We start from the raw sequence: 23,913 nt of genomic DNA on the forward strand, positions 1-23,913 counted from the left end.
TTCCTATGTCACCCTTGTAGAGGGGGTTTTAGCACCTCTTGGTTACAAGTCACGGTGAAAATGTCGAATCAAGTTTGGTTATCACAGTTACAGGAGCATCGAGCGATCGCAGTGATTCGCGCTCCTAAAATGGATTTGGGTGCAAAAATGGCTGCTTCTGTAGCTGCTGGGGGAATGCGGCTAATCGAAATTACCTGGAATAGCGATCGCGCTGCTGATTTAATTTCTCTACTCCGCACCGAATTACCCGGTTGTATGATTGGGACAGGGACGCTGTTTAATGTCCAGCAGTTGCAAGATGCGATCGCATCTGGGGCGCAATTCCTCTTCAGTCCCCATACTGACCCAGAAATGATCAAAGCCGCAATCGCTAAAAATATACCGATTATTCCTGGCGCACTTACACCCACAGAAATTGTTACTGCTTGGAGTCAGGGCGCAAGTTGTGTCAAAGTATTCCCAGTACAAGCAGTGGGAGGAACCAGCTATATTCAAAGTTTACAAGCACCTCTTGGGCATATTCCCTTAATTCCTACCGGTGGTGTCACGTTAGCAAATGCTAAAGATTTCTTACAAGTTGGAGCAGTAGCTGTAGGCTTAAGTGGCGAATTATTCCCTAAAAAATGGGTATTAGAGGCAAATTGGAGTGCGATCGCTCTTCAAGCCAAAAAGCTCATACGGAGGTTAAATTAGTAATTAAGTGACAGGGAACAGGAGCAACTTTACCAATTACCCGTTACCAATTACGAATTAGTGAATGAGGAGTGTGTTTACCATGAAGAACCTTATTTATCCTGACTGGATGCGTCCTTTAAAAATATTACTTGCAGGTGCATTCGTCTCTGCTAGTATTTTGACTCCCGTATCGGGTCAAGTTTGGGCAAATTCCCATAATAATAAAATTGCTACAGCTATTGAAACACTAAAACAATCTGATCAACGCTGGATTCAAATTGACCTCTCAAAGCAAAATTTAATTGCTTGGGAAGGTAGCAAACCCGTGTATGCAATCACCATTTCTTCGGGGAAACGATCTACACCCACTCGCGTTGGAACTTTTAAAATTCAAACCAAGTTAAAAAAAACGCGGATGCAAGGTAGAGGGTATAACGTTCCCAATGTTCCCCACACCATGTATTATCAAGGCGGTTATGCCATTCACGGGGCATATTGGCACAACAGATTTGGTACACCCGTCAGTCATGGCTGTGTAAATCTTGCACCCAATCATGCTAAATGGGTATTTGAGTGGGCTGATGTGGGGACACCAGTCGTTATTAAGAAATAGACAATTGGGGATTGGGAATTGGGATTGGTGATTCTCCTCCTACTCAGTCTCTAAATCACAGGAAATCAGAACAATTAAACAGTTCTTTGTGACCCAGGATAGGTAAAATGGAAAAGGGGAGGAAACATGATGGAAAATCTCTGTTTCCTTGAATTTGGCGTAAATCCTGATAAATCCTGCACGAACTGATAACAGTAAATCTTAAAAGGTAATTGGATTATGCCCAGCTGGATTCGCAGTGCTTTAATACGTTCCTCTGGAACTTTTTGTACAGGTTTAGTGTTGATGTTGGTGACTTTGTTCTCTTGGTCTTCACCAACCAGTGACCCCAAAATGACAGCGGCTAATGCAACTACAGTAAATCAAAGCACTACTGTATCTAAAACTAAGCAAATATCCCTATCTCGCCGAATTGAAATTGATTTGTCTGAACAACGATTACGGGCATGGAATGGTAAAACTCTAGTTTATTCATTCCGAATTTCTACTGGTAAACGCCGCACCCCTACACCAGTTGGTAGGTTTCAGATTAATTCTAAATATCGTGTTAATCGGATGCGTGGTAGAGGTTACGATATTCCTGATGTTCCTTACGCTATGTATTTTCATCAAGGCTATGCTATTCATGGTGCTTACTGGCATAACAATTTTGGTACTCCTATGAGTCATGGTTGCGTTAATTTGCCAGTTAGCCAAGCACGAAAATTATACAATTGGGCTTCCACAGGGACTGTGGTGGTTGTGCGTCGATAGATGAGACAGAATTAGACATACGGCAAGAGTCAGGAGTACAAAAAATTGTAGAGACGTTCCATGGAATGTCTCTACAAGGGTTCTAGAAAATGCAATATTTAAATTCGGTTGATTATTGCAGCCATAAAATACATCTGCATTAATACTTTCTCTTACCGAATATTTACGTAAATTTACTTAGTCTGGGAGAAAGCAGTAGAAGAGAAAATATATTTTCTGTCCTCTGCTTTTATTTCGGTAATAATAGCAAATATTACTTAAAGCAGAAAATTTAACAGCAGTTGATTAAAATCCAATTATGAAAGCACCATTACCTGATGATGAAACACAGAGAATAGCGGCACTTTTAGAGTATAAGATTTTAGACACCCCGCCCGAACAGGTTTTTGACGATATCACTCATCTGGCTTCATATATTTGTGGAACTCCTATTTCCTTAGTGAGCTTAGTTGATCAAAATCGCCAATGGTTTAAATCTAAAGTCGGTTTGGATGCCTTAGAAACATCTCGTGATCTTGCGTTTTGCGCTCATGCAATTCTTGAAAATGATGTCTTTATTATTCCTGATGCAACAGATGATACAAGATTCGCCGCTAATCCCTTAGTCCTAGATGACCCAAGTATTCGTTTTTATGCAGGTGTACCTTTAATAAATGCTCAGGGTCATGCACTGGGAACTCTATGCGTAATTGATCGTGTACCACGAAAACTAACGGATGAACAAGTAGAAGTATTAAGAATTTTAGGTCGTCAAGTCATCCAACAACTAGAAATGCGACGCAATTTAGCTAGTTTGGTACTTGCCGGACAGGAACGCAAACAATCAAATAAAATACACATTCAATTTTTTAAAAAGGTTTCGGCAGGATTTGGATTAGCTTCAGCAATTTTAGTTTTAATTGCCGGAGTTTACTATCAAAATACAAAATCTTTTATTACAACTAGTAATCAAGTCACAAAAATTCAAGAACAAATCAATAAACAAGAAAAATTTCTATCTTTAATGAAGGATGCTGAAACTGGAGGACATGGTTATATTCTAACAGGAGATAAGTCTTATTTAAAACCATATGAAAAAGCAGTTAACAAGATTAATCAAGAAATAAAATCTCTGAAATCCCTAACAATAGATCAACCAATTCAACAGCAGCGTATTTTAATTATTGAAGACTTAACATCAGCAAAACTAGCATTAATTAAGCGGACTATCGACTTGCGACAAGAAAAAGGATTTGCAGCATCATTGCAAGTAATCCTGACGAATGAGGGCAAAAATCTCATGGATAATATCCGCGAGGTGATCGATGAGATGGAGAAAGAAGAAGAAGTACTGCTTAAACAAAAAACAGCAGCGGCAAAAAGCGGTACAAGAAATACGATTTTGATAGTTGCGATCGCTCTCTGTTTGTGTTTTATAGTTCTATCCATAGTCTATTACCTAGTTTATCGAGAATTTATCAGACGAAAACAAACTGAAAATATCCTCAAACTAGAGCGTAATTTTATCTCAGCCGTCTTAGATACAGCCAGTGCTTTGGTTATAGTTCTCGATTTAGAAGGGCGAATTGTACGTTTTAATCAAGCCTGTAAACAACTGAGCGGTTACTCATTTGATGAAGTTAGAGATAGGTATCTCTGGGATATTTTTATACTTCCTGAAGAAATAGATACTATTAGATCATGTTTTCAAGATTTACAATTTAATCAAGGTTTTAAAGAAGGCGAAAGTTACTGGATAACGAAAGATAAAAGCTTGCGATTGATTACATGGACTAATACTTCCCTCAAGGATATGGAAGGAAATATTGAATATATAATTTGCACTGGTATTGATATTACCGGAAAGAAACGAAATCAAAAATATTTAGAGGCACAATATGCTGCCAGCAATGCTTTAGCACAATCTTTCACTATTAGCGAAGCTACTCACCGCATATTACAGGGAATTTGTCAGAGTCTGGACTGGGATTGGGGTGAACTTTGGCTAATTGATCAGCAAGATAATGTGCTGCGATGCCTGGAAGTTTGGTATGGAGAAGTTCCTGAACTACAAGAATTTGAAACCATAACTAGGGCAATGACTTTTAGTATAGGAGAGGGTTTACCTGGTCAAGTATGGGCAGATTTTCAACCGATATGGGTGATTGATGTTACCAAAGAACCTAACTTTTTAAGAGGAATTAATGCCAAACAAATAGGACTACACGCAGCTTTTGGGTTTCCTATCTGTGGTGAAAATAAGACTTTTGGGGTCATGAGTTTCTTTAATAAGAAAACTCACCAACCAGATCCAAATCTGTTGAAAACTATGATGTCTATTGGTAATCAGGTAGGACAGTTTATAGAGCGTAAACAGGCCGCAGAGGAGGTCGAACGCCAAAATCAGCGATCGCTCCTTTTAACCGATGTCACCCTAAAAATTCGCCATTCTTTACAAATCGACGAAATCCTGCAAACCAGTGTCACAGAGGTACAGAAGCTGCTGCAAGCTGATCGTGTACTGATTCTAGAGTTGCTGGCAGATGGATCTTTAAATGCCAAAAAAGAAGCATTAATTCCCGGTATCCCTGTTGTTATGGGGGAAAATATTCTTGACCCTTGTTTTGCAGAAACGTACATCCAGAAATATCGTCAAGGATGGATAGGTATCATTAACGATATAGAGCAAGCTAACATTCAGCCTTGTCATATCCAACTATTGCAAAGGTTTCAAGTTAAAGCTAACCTTGTGATTCCCCTGTTCTGCAAAGAGCAACTTTGGGGTTTACTCATTGCTCATCAGTGTACCCAAACCCGTGATTGGAATACCTGGGAAATTGAACTTCTCAAGTCCTTATCTGACCAAATCGGTATTGCTTTAACTCAAGCCCAATTACTAGAAGCAGAAACCCAACAACGACAAGAACTCGAATTAGCACGACACCAAGCCGAGTTAGCATCTCTGGCCAAAAGTGCTTTTTTGGCCAACATGAGCCATGAAATTCGTACTCCTATGAATGCCGTTTTGGGAATGACGGGCTTGTTGTTAGAAACTGCCCTCAATCGAGAGCAACAAGATTTTGTTGAAACAATTCGTATTAGTGGAGATGCTCTTTTATCTCTAATTAACGAAATTTTGGATCTCTCTAAACTTGAAGCTGGGGAGATGGAATTAGAACATCTAGATTTTGATTTATCGTCCTGTATAGAAGAAGTATTAGATTTATTGGCTCCCCAAGCTCATCATAAAGGCTTGGAAATTGGGGCTTTGATTCGTCGTAAAGTTCCCATCCAACTCCAAGGAGATGCCAGCCGCTTAAGACAAATTTTAATGAATTTAATCGGCAATGCAATTAAATTCACCAGTGAAGGGGAGGTGGTAGTACAAGTAGAACTGTTATCAGAAACTGCGACTACAGCAACTATCAAATTTTCGATTACAGATACAGGTATTGGCATTACTTCTGAAGACCAACACAAGCTGTTTCAAGCATTTAGCCAAGTCGATGCTTCAATTACCCGTCAATATGGTGGCACAGGTTTAGGATTAGCTATTTGCCGACAGTTAGTCAATTTGATGGGAGGAGAAATTGGAGTTACAAGTGAGATAGGGCAAGGATCTAAATTTTGTTTTGATTTATCTTTTACCAAACAACTTTATTTTGCTTGCCCAGTTAAAGAGCCAGAAATTCTCACTAATAGACGCTTGTTAGTGGTAGATGATAATGATACAAATCGCAAAATTGTTTACCATCAGGCTACTCGTTGGGGAATGCAAGTAGATGAAGCGGCTAATGCTCAAGTCGCTTTCCAGGCTTTACAAGCAGCAGCAGCAGCGGGTAAACCCTATGATATTGCTTTGGTTGATATGCAAATGCCGACTGTAGATGGCTTGACTTTAGGGGTACAAATTAAAGCCAATGATGCGATCGCTCATGTTCCTTTAATTATGTTGACTTCTACCAATCAACGCGATGAAGTCCAAAAAGCTCTCAAAATAGGATTTGCTGGTTATCTAGTAAAACCAGTCAAGCCATCCCGTCTATTTGATACTATCATGAATATTTTGGTAGCAAAATCAAATTTAAATGATCATCAAATCAGCTTAATATCAGAAACTCTCTCTCTCGATCAGCAATTTACACAAACTACTAGCTTTACTAAAACAAACATACGAGTCCTGTTAGCAGAGGATAATTTAGTTAATCAAAAAGTAGCCCTCAAGCAACTTCAAACTCTGGGTTATATAGCTGATACTGTCAGCAATGGGGAAGAAGTTTTACATCTATTAGAAACAGTCCCTTATGATTTGATTTTGATGGATTGTCAAATGCCCGTTCTCGATGGTTTACAAACAACAAGAGCAATTCGTAATTGGCCAGATAGTCATTTTCTCCGTCGTCGCCAACCTGTGATCATTGCCATGACTGCTAATGCTATGAAAGAAGACGAACAAACCTGTCTAAATGCAGGAATGAATGGTTATGTGAGTAAGCCTGTAGTCAAAGAAAAATTGGCCAATATTTTAGAGTACTGGAGTAGAAGGATACTCAATACAAATGAAGTTAGTATTTGTGATCAAACAGTTGCTGAAAAAAATAATGATTTATTTGACTTAGCTATTGACTGGGAATATTTACATCAATTATCTGAAAATAACACGAAATTTGAATTAGAGCTATTAAAATTATTTGTTGAAGATAGTGTATCTCATTTAGAAAGAATCAAAACCGCAGTTCTTTCCCATGACTTCCAGCAAATTGGCAGAGAAGCTCATCATTTTAAAGGTGCTAGTGGCAATATTGGCGTGAAAACCATTCAGATAGCCGCCGAAAAAATAGAACAACTAAATCACCAGCAAGAATATAGTGGTATAGATCAATTAATTGTAGAAATAGAAGATTTTCTCCAGCAGATTCAAGGTTTTTTAACTAATAATCTCAATACCTAATTATCTTCATTTTCTGGGTTTAAGAGTATGTGGCAACTCCTAATAAAACACTACCCTGATTTTACCAAGTTGTCATTTTAATGTGAGTTCGACGCAGATAAAAAAGTAGAAAGCTTATTCAGAAAGAATTTGAGCCAACTCTACCTAATTCTTTATCCTTGAGAATTTTGCCCATTTTTTGATATTCACGACGTATTGCTTGAATTAAGTGAGACATCTCAATCTGATTGCTATCATCAGCAGATAGAAATGCGGCTGTTAAGGCAATATTACGAATATTCGCTCCTGTAAGTTCAAAATTACGGGCTAGGAAATTTAAATCTATTTCAGGACTACAGGGTGCGCTGGTAGGAAATATTTTCTGCCAAATCTGGTATCGTTGTTTTTCATTAGGAAATGGAAATTCAACAATAAACCGTAGTCGCCGCACAAAAGCATCATCCATATTCATGCGTAGATTGGTTGTGAGAATGGTTATACCTTCATACTCTTCCATTTTCTGTAATAGGTAACTTATTTCCAAATTAGCATAACGATCATGGGCATCTTTTACTTCACTGCGCTTACCAAATAGGGCATCTGCTTCATCAAATAAAAGAATAGCATTAGCGTTGGTAGCAGCAGTAAAAATATGATTGAGGTTTTTTTCTGTTTCACCAATATATTTACTAACAACTTGGGATAAATCAATTTTATACAAATCAAGTTGTAATTCTTGGGCAATGATTTCCGCAGCCATTGTTTTACCTGTACCTGATGTTCCAGAAAACATGACATTTAGTCCTCTTCCCAGTGATAATTTACTTTCAAAACCCCACTTTTCCCAAACTAAATGTTGGTGCTTGACTTGATTGCAGATTTCTCTCAATAAATTCTTTTGATTATCTGGTAATACAATATCTTCCCAAGCATATTTAGGCTGAATGTGCCGCGCTAGGGTAGCTAAATCCTGTCCTGATAATCCTCTGGCAGCGGTAAATAAATCAGTTAATGATATGGGTTGTTGTGAAGTAAGTTTGGTGTCAGTAAACCCTAATACCGCACTTTCCCAGCCTGCTTGATTAGTAGCCGTTGCCACAGCATTGGCAATTTGTTCAGAAGTGAGACGAAAGCGATCGCTCAAACTATCCAATTCTATATCATTAAGGGTAATATCTGCGGCTTGTAAGTAATTTTGCCAATAAAAACGACGCTGCTCAAAATTGGGCATTACAAAAGGAATCGTCATCACTTCTATGGCTTTAGTCGCCGTATTTACCCCAGCTTTCACACCAGCGATAATAGTAACTATAGGATATGCTTTTAACTGCTGGATAAAGCTGTCATATAAAATAGCATTTTCTTTCGTTTGCAAAACGTCTAAATCTTCTATATACAGCAAAGCATTTTTAAACAAAGCTTCCCGAAATAATAATTTGATATTAGTTGTAAATTCGGCTTTAGCTTCCGCAATGCGCGCCAATTCGGCGATTAACAAAGGTACTCGCAATGACTTGGTAATAGCTTCAGCCGTATGACGTTTTCCAGATGTATCCTCACCTGGAAAATATAAATTTAGGGGTAAACCTGCTTGCGAATTAGTAGTGATTACAGAGATTAAACCTTGCTTGATTTCAAATTTTAAAGGCAATTGATCTAAATTTAATTTAGGGGTAATTAGTTGACAGAAAGAAAGGAGTCTGCTGTCAATTGCTGTTTCTCCTAACAATACTTGAATGACTTGTGTATCAAGTTTAATATTATGGGCAAGTAGGGGAGGATCTGTTTGATGAGATTCGGGGTAAAGGTGCAGCAAACCATGACGAATAAGAGGCGCATCAGCACTAAAATGAACCCGCCTTGTTAGTTTTTCTATGGCTGAAGTACAGAGTAAATTCAAAGCTAAATCTACCGTCGGGCGCTTACAGCGTACATCATCTTGGAGATAGGCATAAAGTCTTTCATAACGGCGGTCTAGTTCTGGGGCGAGTGCGATCGCTATAATATTGATATCGAAATCTGATAAACCAAAAATTTCCTGAAGCCAGGCTAACCGAGAATTTTCCTGAATAATATCAGCAGAAAATTCTTGAACCGCAGTTTCTTTAATCGTCAATATTGGTATTCCCGGTTTTCTTTCGAGCAACCTTTCTACTTCTTCGTCATTGATTTGTATTCCCTGATAGGGGTTATTAGCTGCTTCTGAACCATAAGCAACTTCGGCGGCTGCTATAGCATTTTCTAGTAGTTGATCCAATTTTTCTAAAAGCAGCAAGAGTTGATTATAGTTACAAATATGCGCGGGTAATGTACTTTCAAGAAACATGAGATTAGTTAACAATTGCAAATTACAGCAGTTTCCATCTAGATGAGATACAAATATGAATATAGCGTTTCCCAATCACATGAGGTATGTGATAGCCCCCTCCTCGCTTGCGGGGAGGGGGTTGGGGGTGGGGTTTTTGTACCTCACTCAACCAATAACCGCTATAATAAAACTCTTGTGAGGGAGGACAGGGATTGCCCGCCCTAGTGTATGCTGTGAAAAGTTATGATTAATGTATCAAATATTTTTTGACTGCATCCTAAACTTCCCCTTAGTAAGAAGAGGGAAATTGCTGTTATTATTTCCCCTTTACCTAGTAATTTGTGTTGATTGCAGAATAGCATTAAATATTGGTAAATATTTCTCTGCTAATGGTTTTAAAGTTGCCGCATTGATTAAGTAAAAAGCAGAATCATCTAATTTGATTAAAGATTGTACTTGGGATAGCCGCAACCCCGTATTTTCTTCCGTCCACTCATAGTATCTTACATAGGCAGGGTGATTTGCTATTTGAAACTGTTCTTCCTTGATTAGTTGAAATTCATTATAATCCTGTGCCATCTCTTCCACTGATTCTTTAATCAATGTTTCAAACCAACCAGAATTAGTATTATCAGGTTCTGCTAATGTGTAACTCATTGTAGAACGATACTCATCGAAATACTCTTCAAAACCAGTTTCTGGTTCTCCAAAGATTCTAAATTGCAATTCACTAATAATTTCTCCACTCCAGTTTTCAGGTACGGAAATAGATATTCCGATTTCCTCATGGGAATAAGTTGCCATTGGGGGTAATTCTGCCATATTTTCCTCGCTTTTGTGATGAATATTTCTTGTTTTTCACTTCAAAAGATAGATGTATGAAATATTTGCGTATGGTGTTTAACACTTGTATATGATCCTGGCTCAATCAGGGGGATAAATTTGATAAATTTCCCCCTTTCAAAGCAAACTAAGATTCAGACATTATTCGTCAGATTCAGATCCGCTATCTTTCAGAGATTTATAGATAGATTTACCTTTTTTGTATACTTTTGAACCACCTTTATAAATTTTGTTAGCGGTTCTCTGTCCTCTTGCTGAAAGACGTGCGAATATTCTGTTCTTGATCTTATCTTTAACCTTGCTAGCAATAGCCTTGCCAATTCCTTTCACATCTACTTCTATATCGCCATCTGCACCACCACCAATACCGAGAGTTGTGCTTAAACCACCGCTTAATTTCAGCTTGCCGTCTTTAAATTCAAAAGTACCCTCTACCTTACCACCGATACCTGCTTGTGCCTCTACCTCGCCGGAAAGTTTAACTAAAACTTTACCTTTGTATGAGATGGACTTACTACCTTTAGCAGAAGCTCTAACTCCAGCAAAAGCTTCAGCCTTACCTGATGCACTTATTCCTTTTTTGGAAATGCTGAAATTTCCTTCAGCTTTTGCTTCTGCACCTGCAAAAGCTTCACCTGATAACTCAGCCGCTACTTTTAAATTACCGATTTCACCACTTAACTCTATTTCTATATTGCCTTCAACCCCTGCTTTGGCTTCAGCTTCACCAGATAGCTCTAAACCTGTCAAGGCTCCTAGTTTAGCCTCTCCTTTTGCTGATCCCTTAATACCCATAAAGGTAGTGAGCTTGGCTTTAAAATCTCCCTTGAACTGACCAATTATTGCTTGATGCTCTGTAGAAAGTTCAGCACTTAATCCAATACTGCTAGATACTGTAGCGATCGCCGAAAAGCCATTCACGATATCCATGACCACTTTAAATTCGGCTTCATTCTCTATTCCCAAACTTTTTTTAATTGAAGTTTCGGAACTGTAATTTAGCATATCTGATTCTACTTGAGTTTTCTTAGTAGATTCACCAAAAAAACCTATTTGCTGCATAACTTTTACAGCTTTTTCGATTTGTTCTGGAGATGCTTTATTAATTTTCTCAATTTCTGTCTCTATACCTTTAGTAGCTTTTTGTTCTCTCTCTGTGGTCTTTGTTGTTCCGTTTCTTTCTGAAATTACCTTACTTTTATCTTCTGTAGTTTTTTTCTGAATTAGCCCCTGTCTTTGCACTAATCCATTGTTTTGCTGCACTACATGAGTTAATTCATGAGCAATTAATTCCTGTCCCTGCTGACTACTAGGTTGATATTCTCCCTGACGAAAGAAGATATCTTTTCCTGTGGTAAATGCTTTAGCTTGTAGGGATTGATTAAGGTGATTGGCTGGGCTGTCTGTGTGGATGCGAACTTGCCTAAAGTCAGCTTTAAATGCTTGTTCTAAGGGTTCTTGTAAATTTTCAGGAAGAGATTGTCCTTTACCTCTTACTTTTTGAATAGATGTTTCTACATCAGGCTGTACAATTCTCTGTGTGCCATGAGACGCAGATTTTCTCATCAATTTTTGGCTTTGAATAGCCGCAATTTCTGGGTTAGCTGATGATGAGGAAACAGGATAATTTATCTGCTTAACCACTTGTGCAGCTACTCTATCAGCTTCTTGTTCATATTTATCCCCGACTTGATTAACTGCCAGTTTGGTCTGTACGGGAGAACCTTGTCTATTAGCTGTTAATTCATGGGACAAACCACGAAATAAAGGACGACGCTGAATTGATGAGTTATCTATTGGTTGATTTGGCAAACTTTGGGACGAAATCAGCCGACCTAACGCCCTATTACTGAATACTTCTTGTAGTTTTTCTGCTGGATGAATATCCCGGTTGTTGTTAGATGTGGCTTTTGAGGGGTCCGTGGGTTTGGTCTTTTTGGTTTGGCGTTGTCGCAAAGTACCCATAATATTAGCCTCTACTTTTTAATGGCGGGTGTGAATGTGAAGACTGTTCGGTTAAGAGTTTTCGTAGGTTGGGTTAAGCGATAATGTTGGGTTTCCTATCGTCAACCCAACCTACATAATTATATTTTTTGCGCTTAACCGAAAAGTATTGGGTGTGAAGGTGAATATTGGTCATCAAACTTTCAATTTGTGCAAGAATAAATTGCTAAAAGAGAACTGGTATTAGTTAATTTATGTTCCTTTAACTCGAAAGTTAGTAGTGATGAAACTTCCAGTTCCAGAATATTGGGGTGTGGGATCGGGAATAGGTCCGCCGGGTGTAGGTTGCTGGGCGGGAACAAGAACTTGAAATTTGGCTTTAAATGTACTTCCTTTGAGTAAAACTGGTTTCCCGTTACATTTGGTTCTCAGGGCTTTTTGATTAGGGGCGAGGGATTCTATGGAAAGGATTCCTGCACCGGGAATGGGATGTGATGGAGTCATATAAGGACAGCCGGGAACAATGACGCTTTTTTCATCGCCATCTACACACACCATTTTTTTGTTAATCATGTTTTTACTAGACCCCACTATATTACCAGGAATTACGGTGACAATTGCTTGTCCAAATGGGGGGTTAAACATGGCGATGTCGCCTGTGGTTAAAATATAGTCAGCCATAATAATCGAGATAAAAATTTGAATGCTTTTTTATTAATCTACCCAAGCTTCTTCTTTCATGGTGGCATCCCTGAGCATTTGCGGGGTGACTCTACCAATGATGGTGTTACCTTCTACTTGTCCGTTATTATTCAAGCGACAAATTTCTAGTACATTCACTCTGGGACTCAAATGAAACTCTTGTTCCAAAATCACTTGGGAAACTGGTTTTTGATTGAGATTAAAGTTAAGTTTGATGGTGATTTTTCCTGAAACTGGGCGGTCATTGATGTTGGATACGACTACATAAAAGCCTTTCGGATTATCTATAAATTGCTGATAGCTGACTTTGTGTGTGGCACGCAGTCCTTGGGCAGAAAATTCTAAGTCTGGCATTAAGGGTCTAAAGGTGGAAGTACAAGATTGAATTCTTAATGTTAAAAGTCTGGCTATTTTCTCGCCTTCGTTTTCTGCTACTCCTGTGAGTTCGACAATTGCTTCTATTTCTATTTTCTTTTTAACTGGGGAATCAAATAATTTAAAGCGATAAATTCTTTCTAACCATTGGGAGTTAGGAACGAGTCGCATGGTTGCGCCGATTTTAGTTCCGATAAATGTATTACCAATTTTGTTTTCTTGATGGCGACGGTAAATTTTTAATTGGGAATTATCCGCACCTGTGGGAATTTGCAAGGATGCACCGACTTGGTTTCCTAAACGTGTATTACCTTCCATGTTTTGCCATAATTGTCTAGGTTTGTAAATTCTTAACCTGGCATCATGAACTAAACGCATGGTTTGACCGACTCTATCACCAAGGCGAGTATTACCGTCTATCCATTTGATTTGCGGTTGATGAATGTTTAAGGGGGGTTCTTCACTTATATTTAGGGTTTCCTCTGGTTCTGAATCTAGACGCGTATTTCCCGGCATTAATTCTAATTGATTCAGGGGGCGATAAATTCTTAAGTTAGGTTCTAGATCAAAGGGTACAGAATCAAATATAATGTGGGAATATTGTTGATGGTTAAGATTAAAGTTAACTTGAACGGTAATTTTGCCAGTAAGTTGGCGATCGCTCAAATTGGCAAGGGCAATAAAAAAACCATCAGGATTGCCAATAAATTGCTGATAAAATACAGTTTGTCTGACATGGGGACCCATTTGGCTCCCATTCGGTTCTAAGAGTAAGTTTTTTCCTTGAATGCGGATTAATATTTCTTTTTCTAGGTCATCTCCTGAAGGGTAATCATTAAGTTTAATCCTGGCCTCAATTTTGAATTTCTGTTGCGGCGGTGCATCAAATAAAATAAAGGGGTAACAACTTCCCCATGCTTGGGTGATTTGCATGGTGAGTGTTAAGATTCTCAAAGCATAATAAGTATGGGCGGGTTTTTCTTGGTCAATAATTCCTTTAGCAATGCGGAATTCTCGCCAATATCTCTCTGGGTGAATAACTTGATTACTGGGTAAGGCGAGTTGAACTTGAAAATAATGAGGTTTTTGGTCAAATTCAAAGATAGAAATCGTCCGTTCTGGATAACTCAAACCGGAACTTTCTAAATAAATTTCCAGCATTTTTCTCATACCGGGAACTGTCCCCCGAATTTGATACAGGGGAACTATGTTACTAATAAATTGGCGTTTGGTTTTCTCATCCCAATCATCCCGCAAACTCAAAGCCACCCATCCGGCTAACCAGGGTAAAAATTCTCCTGGGGTTTGTTGGGGGTCAAAGTAGGTGTGAATTTGATCAATTAGCGTTTCTAAACCCCAAGATATTTCTGTGTTTTGGTCAACAATTTGGGGGGTAAAATCTGTTTGTTCTTCAGAAAAGCCACTGAGGATGCCTTCAAAGGCGAGTAAAAATCTACCTACAAAGGGATCTGTTTCCAGATAAGCTGGTAGATATTCTAAATAACTACTTAGTTGTTCCTTTTCCATTTGTCTCCTAAACGTTGCATTGTGGAAATTTGTCCAATTTCTACTGTAACTAGTTCATGTTTTTGTAAAGAAATACCGATTAGTTGATTTTGTTCATTTAATTTCTGCCGATCTTCTGCAAATTCGGTAATTTGAATTTCTTCAACATAATCAACCCCTGGTAAATCATCTAATAATTCATAAAGTTCGGAAATATAAATATCTCTGCCAAAGGGATAACCTTGATTTTGCCAATAATCTGGGCAAGGGAAAGGATTAAAAAAAACTTCTATTCGCCTGGTTACTTCTGCTTGGACTGACGGAAAATTGGCACTATCATGTAAATATAGGATGGCAGCAATTTTTATTTTCACATAGTTAGGTTCAACAATGTGGATGCGGGTGCTAATGAGTCTGCGTTGATCAAGAAATCTTTTAAGTGTTTTTTGGATATTTTCACTATCTGGGCTTTTGATTTTGGGTAACACGACTAAGGTAATATGTGCTTCAAATAGCTGGTTAACATCTGAGTGTTCTAAATCCCGTTCTGGTAAGCAGTTCACTCGTACCATGATGGCAGCATCCCCCAAGGCTTTCGCTGTTCTGGTTTGCAACCAGTCAAATAATATAAGTTGCTCAAAGTCTTTGACGGTGACGGCTCGGTAGCGTTGCCGTATTTGTGCTAGTGTTTTCTGGATTTCTGCTTGCAAAATGGCATTCTGCTCACTGGTGGATTTTCCTTCTGGTAATGTCCAAGGTTTTCCTTTGAGCAGTGTTAAAAAGGCGGCTTGGTTGCGATCAGGAATTTGGTTAGTGCGATACAGCACCATTTCTGTTAACCAGGCGAATAATTCAATGAGGATAATTCCTGTATCCGAGGGGTTGTGATCTGTCCATTCCGGGGCTTCGCTGGGAATGAGGCTAATGGCTTCTTGTACTAAGTCGGAATATGGGTGATCGTCTAGGTTGGTTAAGGGTAATGGCATAGTTAATCTGTGTCTTGGGGTAGTTTTAAGGTGATGATATGCTGACCTGAGTAAATCAAGGTCTGGATATCAATGACTGCATCGGTGGGTTGGATATCTAGGGCGCGGATGTAGCTTACCCCTGGTACTTTTTCCAGGACAGCATAGAGATCGGAATGATGCGGTTTACGTCCAAAATTCCATCCGCGTCCGTAGTCGCCTCCTGTAAGGGGATGGAGAAAACTATGTATGCGATCGCTCACAGCTACTTTCACCGCATCGGCATTTTCTACAGAAACAGGGACAATTTCGGTAATTACTCTGATTTCTTGCCATTTAGGACCGGATACCAGCAGTGTCATTGTGGGAACAAATCGAGTTTGTAAATAATTCCTGACACGATTGAGTAAGGCTAGTGTGGGGGTAGGTTGACGTTCTCGACCGTAAGGAACAATGATGGCTAAAACCCGACCACCGCGAATTTCGCCGTTGAAAACTTGGATCTCATTTCCCTCTATGACTTTCTCAGGTGTACCATCAGGCTTTAGCCATAGTTCTTCTAGCAAAGGGTTGTAATCGGGAAACATCATTTCTGGGGTGATGATTTTGACCCTGGCTATATCTATAGATGCTTCATAGGCTAAATCTTCAAAATCCTGGGCTGTGACGGCGCGATTACGGTGGCGTAGTCGTTGGGGCGATCGCTCTTTGAGTTTATCCAATGATTCCTGCTCGCTGCCTCCTGTGGCATTTTCCCAGTTAATTACGCTGTCTATATAGGGGATAGTGGTTTTAAGTTCCACAATTGTTTGAGCAGCGCGATTACCTTTATTACCACCTCCGGTACAATATTTACTCAGACGGATGTTGTTACGTCCTCTTGGTGGAATCATCCCCGCTTGTCCATCACCAAAATAAATTCTCCCAGTTTGACGATCAACAATATAATGACGGTCTTTAGGTGCAGAACTATAAAAGTCTGGTACTTCTTCCCAAGGTATCCAAACTTCTACTAACCGACCTGTTTCATCTTCAATAGGTGCAATACCTCCCGATTTTTGTTCAATAATTTGGCGCTCTTCATCAGGTGGTATTTTTCCTTCTTGAATTTCTAATTTTTGTCCTAGAAGGATAGGGAAATGAGTGGTAGCAAATACTTGTTTAAGCTCGTTATTACTAGAACCTAAAACCTCATTTTCTAAAGTAATAGTTTGAGTTGCCCAAATAGTATTAGTACGAACAGAACGGAGGCGAGGAGGTACGGGAAAATCAGCGGAAAAGGCTAATTGTCCGCATAGATAGCGCATTAATCCATATAATTTTAACCGTTGAAATTCTAATGCCCACTTAAAGAAATAGGTCAAGGGCAGGTTTTGGGAATTATTTGGCTGTTTCCTCCCACGTAACCAATAAAGTTCTTGACCAAAGTAGGGTGATGGAATCAAATCTGTCGGTCCGATAAATTGAATTAAGCCTTTCTGTACAAGGGCTTGGGTTTCATCCTGGACAATTAAGGGTTGCCATCCGTTGGGGCTAGCATATTCCCAAGCAATTCTCTGTAAATTAATGTCTGTTAGTCCCCGGTTAGCGTTGGGTGTAACTTCTTCCTGTTTTGGCGGTTCTACTTGTAAGTAAATACTGTTGGGACGATTAGAAAATGGTTTATTAAATCCTAAATAAACTGCTGAATTGGGATTAAGTTGGGGTGTTAAAGGGTGAAAACAACGAATGACTTTACCTGCTCGTTGATGATCGTAATTTAGTGGTTTCGTCAAGATAACTAAGTTGCGATCGCCATCAATTAGTTCAATTTGCTTTTTTTCGGAATTATTATCATCAAATTTAACAAACTCACCTATTTTTAATTGACTGACATCATCCAGATGTACAATAGTTTCCCCTTGTTTAGTGGCTTGAGATAACCTCAATAATAAAGGACTACTTTCACAATAAATAAAGTCATTATACGCACAATAAAAAGCAGGTTTTTCTAGAGCAAATTTATAAGTTATACTCACCGATTGCAGGACAGGCGGATCAAAGGTATCGGAAGTGTTTTCCGCCATAACAAATTTACTTAAAACTCGACTCCCTGCTTTGTAGGCGTTCCGCGTGTTATTCTCCAAAATTAACTTTCTTTCTGCCTCTACTTTGCCGATGATTTTAATTTCTTCTTGCAGAATTTCACCGCCAGAAGACTGAAGGCGAATAATGTCGTCAATTTCTAATTCATCTACACTATCAACGTATATTTCTGATTGTCCAGAGGCAATGTTTTGGGAAACTATGGTGACATCGTTATATACAACATATTTTCTTTCTCTACCTTTTTTGCCATAAAGACCATTGGTAATTCTCGCCCGCAACCAATAATGATTTTCTATCTGATTACTATCTAAATTTGGTAAAGTTTGGGGAAACTGAAATGTGGCTGCCGTGCTAGTTTCTATAAACTTAATGGGTGATGAATTGCGATTCCATTTAAATTTATTTTTACTAGTTGTTTTTTCAATGATTTGCCACTCTTGTCCGTCGCCTATTTCCCAAGTAATTTCTAAATCATCGGTGTAACTCGGCGCATGACTCAAATGAGCATTAATTAGTATAATAACTCCAGGTTTAATAAATTCATCAGCTAGAGGAATAGAAAAAGTATCATTATGTAGAGGTGTTGTACCAAAAGGGTAAAAATCTTTGCTTAAATCTAGGGAAGTATTGTTAAATAAACATAGTTTTGGAGTTTTGGTCTGATTGATATGGACACTAATATTAATTTGAGTGATTTCTGGTAAATTTTCCCGTTTGTGAGGTTTTAAAGTAACTTGTAACCATTGGGCTTTCTGCCCGTTGATTTCTACAGGCATCAATTTAGGTAATTCAGTCAACGTCACAGTTAATTGGGCTGCATTTTCTTGGATTTGAACATTAGCTAAAGTTTGCCATTGCTTTTGATCCCAATAAGACCAAACTTGCAGCAATTCTTTGAGTTTAATAGCACTTTCTGGACTATCAGTATTAATGATGATAGTCGCAGTCGTTAATGCTGTGATCTTGAAAATTTCTTCACAATTGAGATAAAGATAATGTTCAACGGGTAGGTGTCCACGGAATGCTAAAAATGGTTCATTGAGGTGAGCAGTAGCAGGAACAGTGTGTTCTGTGCGATCGCTGTAGTAATCCCGATCTTCTACGACAAACAAGGCTTGTAGCTTGGTTCCAGTTACTAACAAATCCTGTTCGGTTTCAAAGATAATTTCTTCTTTTTCGCCATCCAAAGGAGCGGCAGAAACTTGGGTATGTGCGGGAACTAGGGCATCTACGGGACTACGTTGAGCTAAACTAAAGGTGAGAGGTACTCTAGCGGGTTGGGGTGGAGTTTGTTGAGTCCCAATTAAGTTGAGAAATGCTAGCAAGTTGCGATCAGGAACGCAATTTAAGCGATCGCTCACCGCTGTAGCCATGCGGCTGAAAATCCGAATTAGTGCTGAACTTGCATCTGGTTGACTAAAATCTTTACCAGTATATTTCTTGGCTAACGCTTGGGCTTGTTCAACTAAATCTTGATAGCTACGCTGGTCGATTTTGGGTGGAGGAATAGACATAATTTGCTACTGTAAATAAAATGGATAAACTAGATTAAATGAATTATTAGTGGTGCGAACTTGGTAATTAATAGAAATGTGCAGCACATTAGGTTGAGATGGATGAGAGAGTAGATCAATATCTAAAACATCTATGCGGGGTTCCCATTCCACCAAAGCTGATCGCACATCACTAATGATTTCACCCACTGTTCCGGCGCTGTTGGGTGCAAAAACGCGATCATGAATCCGACAGCCAAAATTTGGACGCATTACACGTTCACCTCTAGCGGTACTCAAAATCGCCCAAATGGACTGACGAACGCAATCTTCGTACTTGGCCATCAAAACTTGTCCCTGCTCGTTAAACTGCACAGGATAAGTCCAACCTACGCCTAAAAAATCAATATCCATTACATCACCTCCAACGCCCCATTATTGACTTTTACCCCCGCAGCACAAGTAATTTCTAAGCCTGATTTAGCTGCAAATTCCGCTTTAGATTTAGCCTGAATATTGCAATTTGATCCGGCTTCAATTTTGCATTCTTGTTGAGTTTTAATTTCTAGATTTTTGCATTCAATTGCAATATCTTTATCTGTACTTTTAATGGTAATTTTTCCCTTGGCTTCAATATTTATGTCTTCTTCTATTTGAATACTCAGGGAATTTTTCTCACAATCAATTGTTATTTTGTTTTTACCACTTTTATCTTGGATAATAATTTTTTCTTTATCTTCAGTATCATCTAAAATAATCTTATGACCGCTACGGGATTTAATCATACGGATATTATTTTCACCATCATCATTTTTTAAAGGCGGTTTATCCTTACCATTCCATAAGCTTCCTAAAATATAAGGAAACGCCATATCTCCATGTTCAAAAGCTACTAAAACTTCATCATCTACTTCGGGTAAAAAGTAAAAGCCGCGATCTTCTCCAGCCATTGGCGTAAGTACCCTGGCCCAAGCACTCTCATCTTCATCTGATAACCAGGGGAATTTTACTTTAATTCGCCCTACCCCATCAGGGTCTTTAATATTAGTAACAACAGCAATTGTCACGCCATAAAAACGAGAACTGCTGTCTTCAGGCATTAACAAATCTATTCCGATCATGAGGCAGTTCTCCTAGCAGTAAATAGCGTATTATAACCCTGAGACTCTGAGTAATTATGTTCGGTTGAGATAACATAATACATTCCACTGAATCGCTTTCCTACTCCAGTCACTTCGATGACTTTAGCAATTCTCAAAGTAGGAATTCCGGCACAAGTACCTTCAGCAGTAATATAGGCGATCGCCATATCTTTAAACTGTCCTAAAGCTATTTGATCAGCTTCGGCTTTGCTGGATACAGGTTGACTAACTACTGTAGAAACAGATTTACCAAAGCTTTCCACTGCTTTGGCTCCAGTAGTTTTCCCACCCATTTTACTACCTTCTTTACCCGCCGCAGCTTTACCCATAACTTCTTCTTTATCTTTAGGTATCCACCCACGTACTTCCACTTCTTCTACCTGTCCCATGCTACTCAAACGCGGTAAAAAATCACGTAAATTTTCTTGAAATTTTAAGGTTAAAATTTTTTGTCCATCATTCTGAGGCGGTTGAAAATATAATGTTTTATTATCAATAACTACTTCATAGCCAATACGTTCTGCACGAGTTTGTAAAAAATCCCAATCCGTTTGATTATGCTGCAAAACGTATTCGTGTTTAACCTCGCTATCTTTAACTTTTGGTGTTAATCCCCTATCTCTAGCAATCTGACTAGCAATATCACTATCTTTCATTTTCGCATAAGATTTTGTTTTAGATCCACGCAATAAACGGTGACGCATATCATGTCCCCTTACTACTAATATTGGTGGACAATTTTGGCTAAACTCTGGTTCTAAACCTGTAATTTCTCCCACAATTACTGTCTTTAATTTATTCTCATAACCCATTTGAATTTCTACTTCGTTACCAATATCAAACAAATTATCATCAATCCAAGTTAGTTTACCTTTAGCTAAATCCCAACTGGTAAATTCTAAAGTAAACATACTTGGTACTTCTACATCTTCAAAGACTTTTACAGAAATTAAATCTGCACTAGCTTCAGTAGAAAGCTTTTGTCCTTGAATCAGAACTCTCATATTAGGAGAAAGGGTTTTTACACCACCATAATCAGACATATTTCTTCTCCTCTAAGTTTGACTAGGAATTCGCAAAGGTGGAATCGTTAGAACTAACCCAGGCGATATTTTACGGGGATTATCTAGCCGATTTTCTTCAGCAATTATGCGCCATAAAGCCGGATCTCCATATTCTTCATTAGCAATACTGCTTAGGGTTTCTCCGCGTTTAACAATGCGAACCGGATCATCTATTAAATTTTCTTCTTTTTGTTGTTTTTCTGGCTCTGTCCACTCTCTAAATGTACAATTAAGTGTCGCTCGGACGGGTGTACCATCCTCTAGAAACTGAGTCAAAGTTTTAGTCACACTTTCTAAAACACCATCGGGTAACAAAACACTATCTTTACCCCCAATTGTTCCCCAAACAAGCTTACATCGAGGTGGTCTTTTACTACTCGTCCCAATTCTCGGTTGAGTCAAATTAAAAATTTTCTTCGTATATTGCTGGACATTTTCTGGGGGAGAACCTGTAAGAGTGGTATCAAAGAATAACTCTATTGTTAAACTTGCTAAATCATTAGCAGCAGTCAATCCTTTATCACTTATGTTCCAACCAGTTTTATTAATTTGTACCTGGTTAGGATTAAATAATACTTCGATTTCATCAGCAAAATCTCCATCATTGCTTTTCTCTGCTTTAATTTTTAGTTTTTCTAGCGCCATTTTCTTTTACCTCTTCGTTCGCTTTCTACAACTAATCTCCGCATAATTTTACGCTCTACTTTCTCTACCAAAGCATCAACATCAATCTGAGGTGGTAGACTCATTCCAGCAATAGAGCTTTGGGTACTTTGATTGACTAGAGGATGTTGAGAATTAATAGATGAAGTTGATGTAATTGTTGTTTGATTGGAGGGAATACTATTAGTTATGGATGTTTGTTCATAAATGGATGATGTTCCATTATAATTAGCTGTTGTCATCAAGTTTGTCTGGTGACTTAATTGACTATTATTTACGTTATTTGCCCTTCGTTTAGTAATAGGATAATGAGATAATACTAATGGTTCAAATTCAAGCAAATATGATTCAGAATTGACTTGTACAACTGGTAAATTAACTTGAGTCATATTTTCTACCTGTTCAGTTATAACTGAAGGTTTTTTTTCTTTAAACTCCTTTGATAAAAGCATTGACTCATTTAAATTTGATTTACTGCTTCTGGGTTGGGAATAAGCTAATACTGTATTTTTTACGTTATTTTCATTTTCTAATTTTTGTTGATTTGGTGTTGTTGAATTTGAAAGAGAATTTTGATGATTAATATGCGCTGATAAACTTTCAACATTAACTAAAGGTTGTTGAGATATTTGGCTAACTACAGGAATTTCTGAATTTAAATTTAAGGATGTATTCTGAGGTAATTTATCAGCATCTACTCTCACCATAGGTAAAGTTAAAGCTGAAGATGATTCTGTATCTAACTTACGTTGAATTGGAATTTCTGAAGATGATAACCTTTCAACATTAACTAAAGGTTGTTGAGATATTTGGCTAACTACAGGAATTTCTGAATTTAAATTTAAGGATGTATTCTGAGGTAATTTATCAGCATCTACTTTCACCACAGGTAAAGTTAAAGCTGAAGATGATTCTGTATCTGACTTACGTTGAATTGGAATCTCTGAAGATGATAAACTTTCAACATTAACTAAAGGTTGTTGTGGAGTTGTTTCTGATATCGTTGGTTGAGATATTTGGCTAACTACAGGAATTTCTGAATTTAAATTTAAGGATGTATTCTGAGGTAATTTATCAGCATCTACTCTCACCACAGGTAAAGTTAAAGCTGAAGATGATTCTGTATCTAACTTACGTTGAATTGGAATTTCTGAAGATGATAACCTTTCAACATTAACTAAAGGTTGTTGAGATATTTGGCTAACTACAGGAATTTCTGAATTTAAATTTAAGGATGTATTCTGAGGTAATTTATCAGCATCTACTCTCACCATAGGTAAAGTTAAAGCTGAAGATGATTCTGTATCTAACTTACGTTGAATTGGAATTTCTGAAGATGATAACCTTTCAACATTAACTAAAGGTTGTTGAGATATTTGGCTAACTACAGGAATTTCTGAATTTAAATTTAAGGATGTATTCTGAGGTAATTTATCAGCATCTACTCACCACAGGTAAAGTTAAAGCTGAAGATGATTCTGTATCTGACTTACGTTGAATTGGAATCTCTGAAGATGATAAACTTTCAACATTAACTAAAGGTTGTTGTGGAGTTGTTTCTGATATCGTTGGTTGAGATATTTGACTAACTACAGGAATTTCTGAATTTAAATTTAAGGATGTATTCTGAGGTAATTTATCAGCATCTACTTTCACCACAGGTAAAGTTAAAGCTGAAGATGATTCTGTATCTAACTTACGTTGAATTGGAATTTCTGAAGATGATAACCTTTCAACATTAACTAAAGGTTGTTGAGATATTTGGCTAACTACAGGAATTTCTGAATTTAAATTTAAGGATGTATTCTGAGGTAATTTATCAGCATCTACTTTCACCACAGGTAAAGTTAAAGCTGAAGATGATTCTGTA

The 23,913-nt window shown here is 38.1% G+C and carries 17 protein-coding genes; 4 read left to right on the top strand and 13 right to left on the bottom strand.

What is annotated here, in order from left to right; translation table 11 throughout:
• Positions 1-60: 60 nt before the first annotated feature.
• From ACOWPH_RS23070 to ACOWPH_RS23085, 4 genes are all read left to right on the top strand, one after another.
• Entirely contained in the window at positions 61-693 is a 633-nt protein-coding gene (locus ACOWPH_RS23070; RefSeq protein WP_015212447.1) for a bifunctional 4-hydroxy-2-oxoglutarate aldolase/2-dehydro-3-deoxy-phosphogluconate aldolase, read from the top strand.
• Positions 694-775: 82 nt separating this feature from the next.
• Complete coding sequence (locus tag ACOWPH_RS23075; RefSeq protein ID WP_015212448.1) at positions 776-1,288, top strand: L,D-transpeptidase; 513 nt, start codon at positions 776-778, stop codon at positions 1,286-1,288.
• A 219-nt stretch (positions 1,289-1,507) separates the two neighbouring features.
• Positions 1,508-2,041: a L,D-transpeptidase gene (locus ACOWPH_RS23080; protein WP_015212449.1), complete on the top strand. Its 534-nt coding sequence runs from the start codon at positions 1,508-1,510 to the stop codon at positions 2,039-2,041.
• A gap of 298 nt (positions 2,042-2,339) precedes the next feature.
• Positions 2,340-6,971: a GAF domain-containing protein gene (locus ACOWPH_RS23085; protein WP_015212450.1), complete on the top strand. Its 4,632-nt coding sequence runs from the start codon at positions 2,340-2,342 to the stop codon at positions 6,969-6,971.
• Positions 6,972-7,089: 118 nt separating this feature from the next.
• Here ACOWPH_RS23085 and ACOWPH_RS23090 read toward each other — a convergent pair whose 3' ends face one another.
• From ACOWPH_RS23090 to ACOWPH_RS23150, 13 genes are all read right to left on the bottom strand, one after another.
• Entirely contained in the window at positions 7,090-9,276 is a 2,187-nt protein-coding gene (locus ACOWPH_RS23090) for an ATP-binding protein (protein ID WP_042464408.1), read from the bottom strand.
• A gap of 309 nt (positions 9,277-9,585) precedes the next feature.
• Positions 9,586-10,104 (bottom strand): PsbP-related protein, encoded by a 519-nt coding sequence (locus ACOWPH_RS23095; RefSeq protein WP_280514228.1) that lies wholly within the window; start codon positions 10,102-10,104, stop codon positions 9,586-9,588.
• A 138-nt stretch (positions 10,105-10,242) separates the two neighbouring features.
• A complete protein-coding gene (locus ACOWPH_RS23100; protein WP_015212453.1) occupies positions 10,243-12,066 on the bottom strand; it encodes an eCIS core domain-containing protein in 1,824 nt (607 codons plus the stop codon).
• A 231-nt stretch (positions 12,067-12,297) separates the two neighbouring features.
• Entirely contained in the window at positions 12,298-12,726 is a 429-nt protein-coding gene (locus ACOWPH_RS23105) for a hypothetical protein (RefSeq protein ID WP_015212454.1), read from the bottom strand.
• A 33-nt stretch (positions 12,727-12,759) separates the two neighbouring features.
• The gene (locus tag ACOWPH_RS23110; RefSeq protein ID WP_015212455.1) at positions 12,760-14,649 is read right to left on the bottom strand and encodes a phage tail protein; all 1,890 of its coding nucleotides are present in this window, start codon (positions 14,647-14,649) and stop codon (positions 12,760-12,762) included.
• The gene (locus ACOWPH_RS23115) at positions 14,631-15,614 is read right to left on the bottom strand and encodes a hypothetical protein (protein ID WP_015212456.1); all 984 of its coding nucleotides are present in this window, start codon (positions 15,612-15,614) and stop codon (positions 14,631-14,633) included. Before ACOWPH_RS23115 ends, ACOWPH_RS23110 begins: the two co-directional genes overlap by 19 nt.
• A 2-nt stretch (positions 15,615-15,616) precedes the next feature.
• Positions 15,617-19,195, bottom strand: a complete 3,579-nt coding sequence (locus ACOWPH_RS23120; protein WP_015212457.1) for a putative baseplate assembly protein — start codon at positions 19,193-19,195, stop codon at positions 15,617-15,619.
• 6 nt (positions 19,196-19,201) lie between these two features.
• Positions 19,202-19,588, bottom strand: a complete 387-nt coding sequence (locus ACOWPH_RS23125; RefSeq protein WP_015212458.1) for a GPW/gp25 family protein — start codon at positions 19,586-19,588, stop codon at positions 19,202-19,204.
• On the bottom strand, positions 19,588-20,295 hold the full coding sequence (locus tag ACOWPH_RS23130) for a phage baseplate assembly protein V (protein WP_015212459.1): 708 nt from the start codon (positions 20,293-20,295) through the stop codon (positions 19,588-19,590). Before ACOWPH_RS23130 ends, ACOWPH_RS23125 begins: the two co-directional genes overlap by 1 nt.
• On the bottom strand, positions 20,292-21,359 hold the full coding sequence (locus tag ACOWPH_RS23135) for a phage late control D family protein (RefSeq protein WP_015212460.1): 1,068 nt from the start codon (positions 21,357-21,359) through the stop codon (positions 20,292-20,294). Before ACOWPH_RS23135 ends, ACOWPH_RS23130 begins: the two co-directional genes overlap by 4 nt.
• Positions 21,360-21,371: 12 nt before the next feature.
• Positions 21,372-22,025 carry a LysM peptidoglycan-binding domain-containing protein gene (locus ACOWPH_RS23140; protein ID WP_015212461.1) on the bottom strand — a complete coding sequence of 218 codons (654 nt, stop codon included), beginning with the start codon at positions 22,023-22,025 and terminating at the stop codon, positions 21,372-21,374.
• The gene (locus ACOWPH_RS23145; RefSeq protein ID WP_422665626.1) at positions 22,016-23,317 is read right to left on the bottom strand and encodes a hypothetical protein; all 1,302 of its coding nucleotides are present in this window, start codon (positions 23,315-23,317) and stop codon (positions 22,016-22,018) included. The genes ACOWPH_RS23140 and ACOWPH_RS23145 overlap by 10 nt, the downstream gene beginning before the upstream one ends.
• A 160-nt stretch (positions 23,318-23,477) precedes the next feature.
• Positions 23,478-23,882 carry a hypothetical protein gene (locus tag ACOWPH_RS23150; RefSeq protein WP_422665627.1) on the bottom strand — a complete coding sequence of 135 codons (405 nt, stop codon included), beginning with the start codon at positions 23,880-23,882 and terminating at the stop codon, positions 23,478-23,480.
• Between the last annotated feature and the right edge of the window lie 31 nt (positions 23,883-23,913).

The sequence above is a fragment of the Anabaena sp. PCC 7938 genome (genome assembly GCF_049315035.1).
GTDB lineage: Bacteria > Cyanobacteriota > Cyanobacteriia > Cyanobacteriales > Nostocaceae > Anabaena > Anabaena cylindrica.

Bases quoted from the DNA above. Each gene is read 5' to 3' on its own strand.
- ACOWPH_RS23070 (WP_015212447.1), top strand. From the start codon at position 61: ATGTCGAATCAAGTTTGGTTATCACAGTTACAGGAGCATCGAGCGATC.
- ACOWPH_RS23075 (WP_015212448.1), top strand. From the start codon at position 776: ATGAAGAACCTTATTTATCCTGACTGGATGCGTCCTTTAAAAATATTA.
- ACOWPH_RS23080 (WP_015212449.1), top strand. From the start codon at position 1,508: ATGCCCAGCTGGATTCGCAGTGCTTTAATACGTTCCTCTGGAACTTTT.
- ACOWPH_RS23085 (WP_015212450.1), top strand. From the start codon at position 2,340: ATGAAAGCACCATTACCTGATGATGAAACACAGAGAATAGCGGCACTT.
- ACOWPH_RS23090 (WP_042464408.1), bottom strand. From the start codon at position 9,276: ATGTTTCTTGAAAGTACATTACCCGCGCATATTTGTAACTATAATCAA.
- ACOWPH_RS23100 (WP_015212453.1), bottom strand. From the start codon at position 12,066: ATGGGTACTTTGCGACAACGCCAAACCAAAAAGACCAAACCCACGGAC.
- ACOWPH_RS23105 (WP_015212454.1), bottom strand. From the start codon at position 12,726: ATGGCTGACTATATTTTAACCACAGGCGACATCGCCATGTTTAACCCC.
- ACOWPH_RS23110 (WP_015212455.1), bottom strand. From the start codon at position 14,649: ATGGAAAAGGAACAACTAAGTAGTTATTTAGAATATCTACCAGCTTAT.
- ACOWPH_RS23115 (WP_015212456.1), bottom strand. From the start codon at position 15,614: ATGCCATTACCCTTAACCAACCTAGACGATCACCCATATTCCGACTTA.
- ACOWPH_RS23120 (WP_015212457.1), bottom strand. From the start codon at position 19,195: ATGTCTATTCCTCCACCCAAAATCGACCAGCGTAGCTATCAAGATTTA.
- ACOWPH_RS23125 (WP_015212458.1), bottom strand. From the start codon at position 19,588: ATGGATATTGATTTTTTAGGCGTAGGTTGGACTTATCCTGTGCAGTTT.
- ACOWPH_RS23130 (WP_015212459.1), bottom strand. From the start codon at position 20,295: ATGATCGGAATAGATTTGTTAATGCCTGAAGACAGCAGTTCTCGTTTT.
- ACOWPH_RS23135 (WP_015212460.1), bottom strand. From the start codon at position 21,359: ATGTCTGATTATGGTGGTGTAAAAACCCTTTCTCCTAATATGAGAGTT.
- ACOWPH_RS23140 (WP_015212461.1), bottom strand. From the start codon at position 22,025: ATGGCGCTAGAAAAACTAAAAATTAAAGCAGAGAAAAGCAATGATGGA.
- ACOWPH_RS23145 (WP_422665626.1), bottom strand. From the start codon at position 23,317: ATGGTGAGAGTAGATGCTGATAAATTACCTCAGAATACATCCTTAAAT.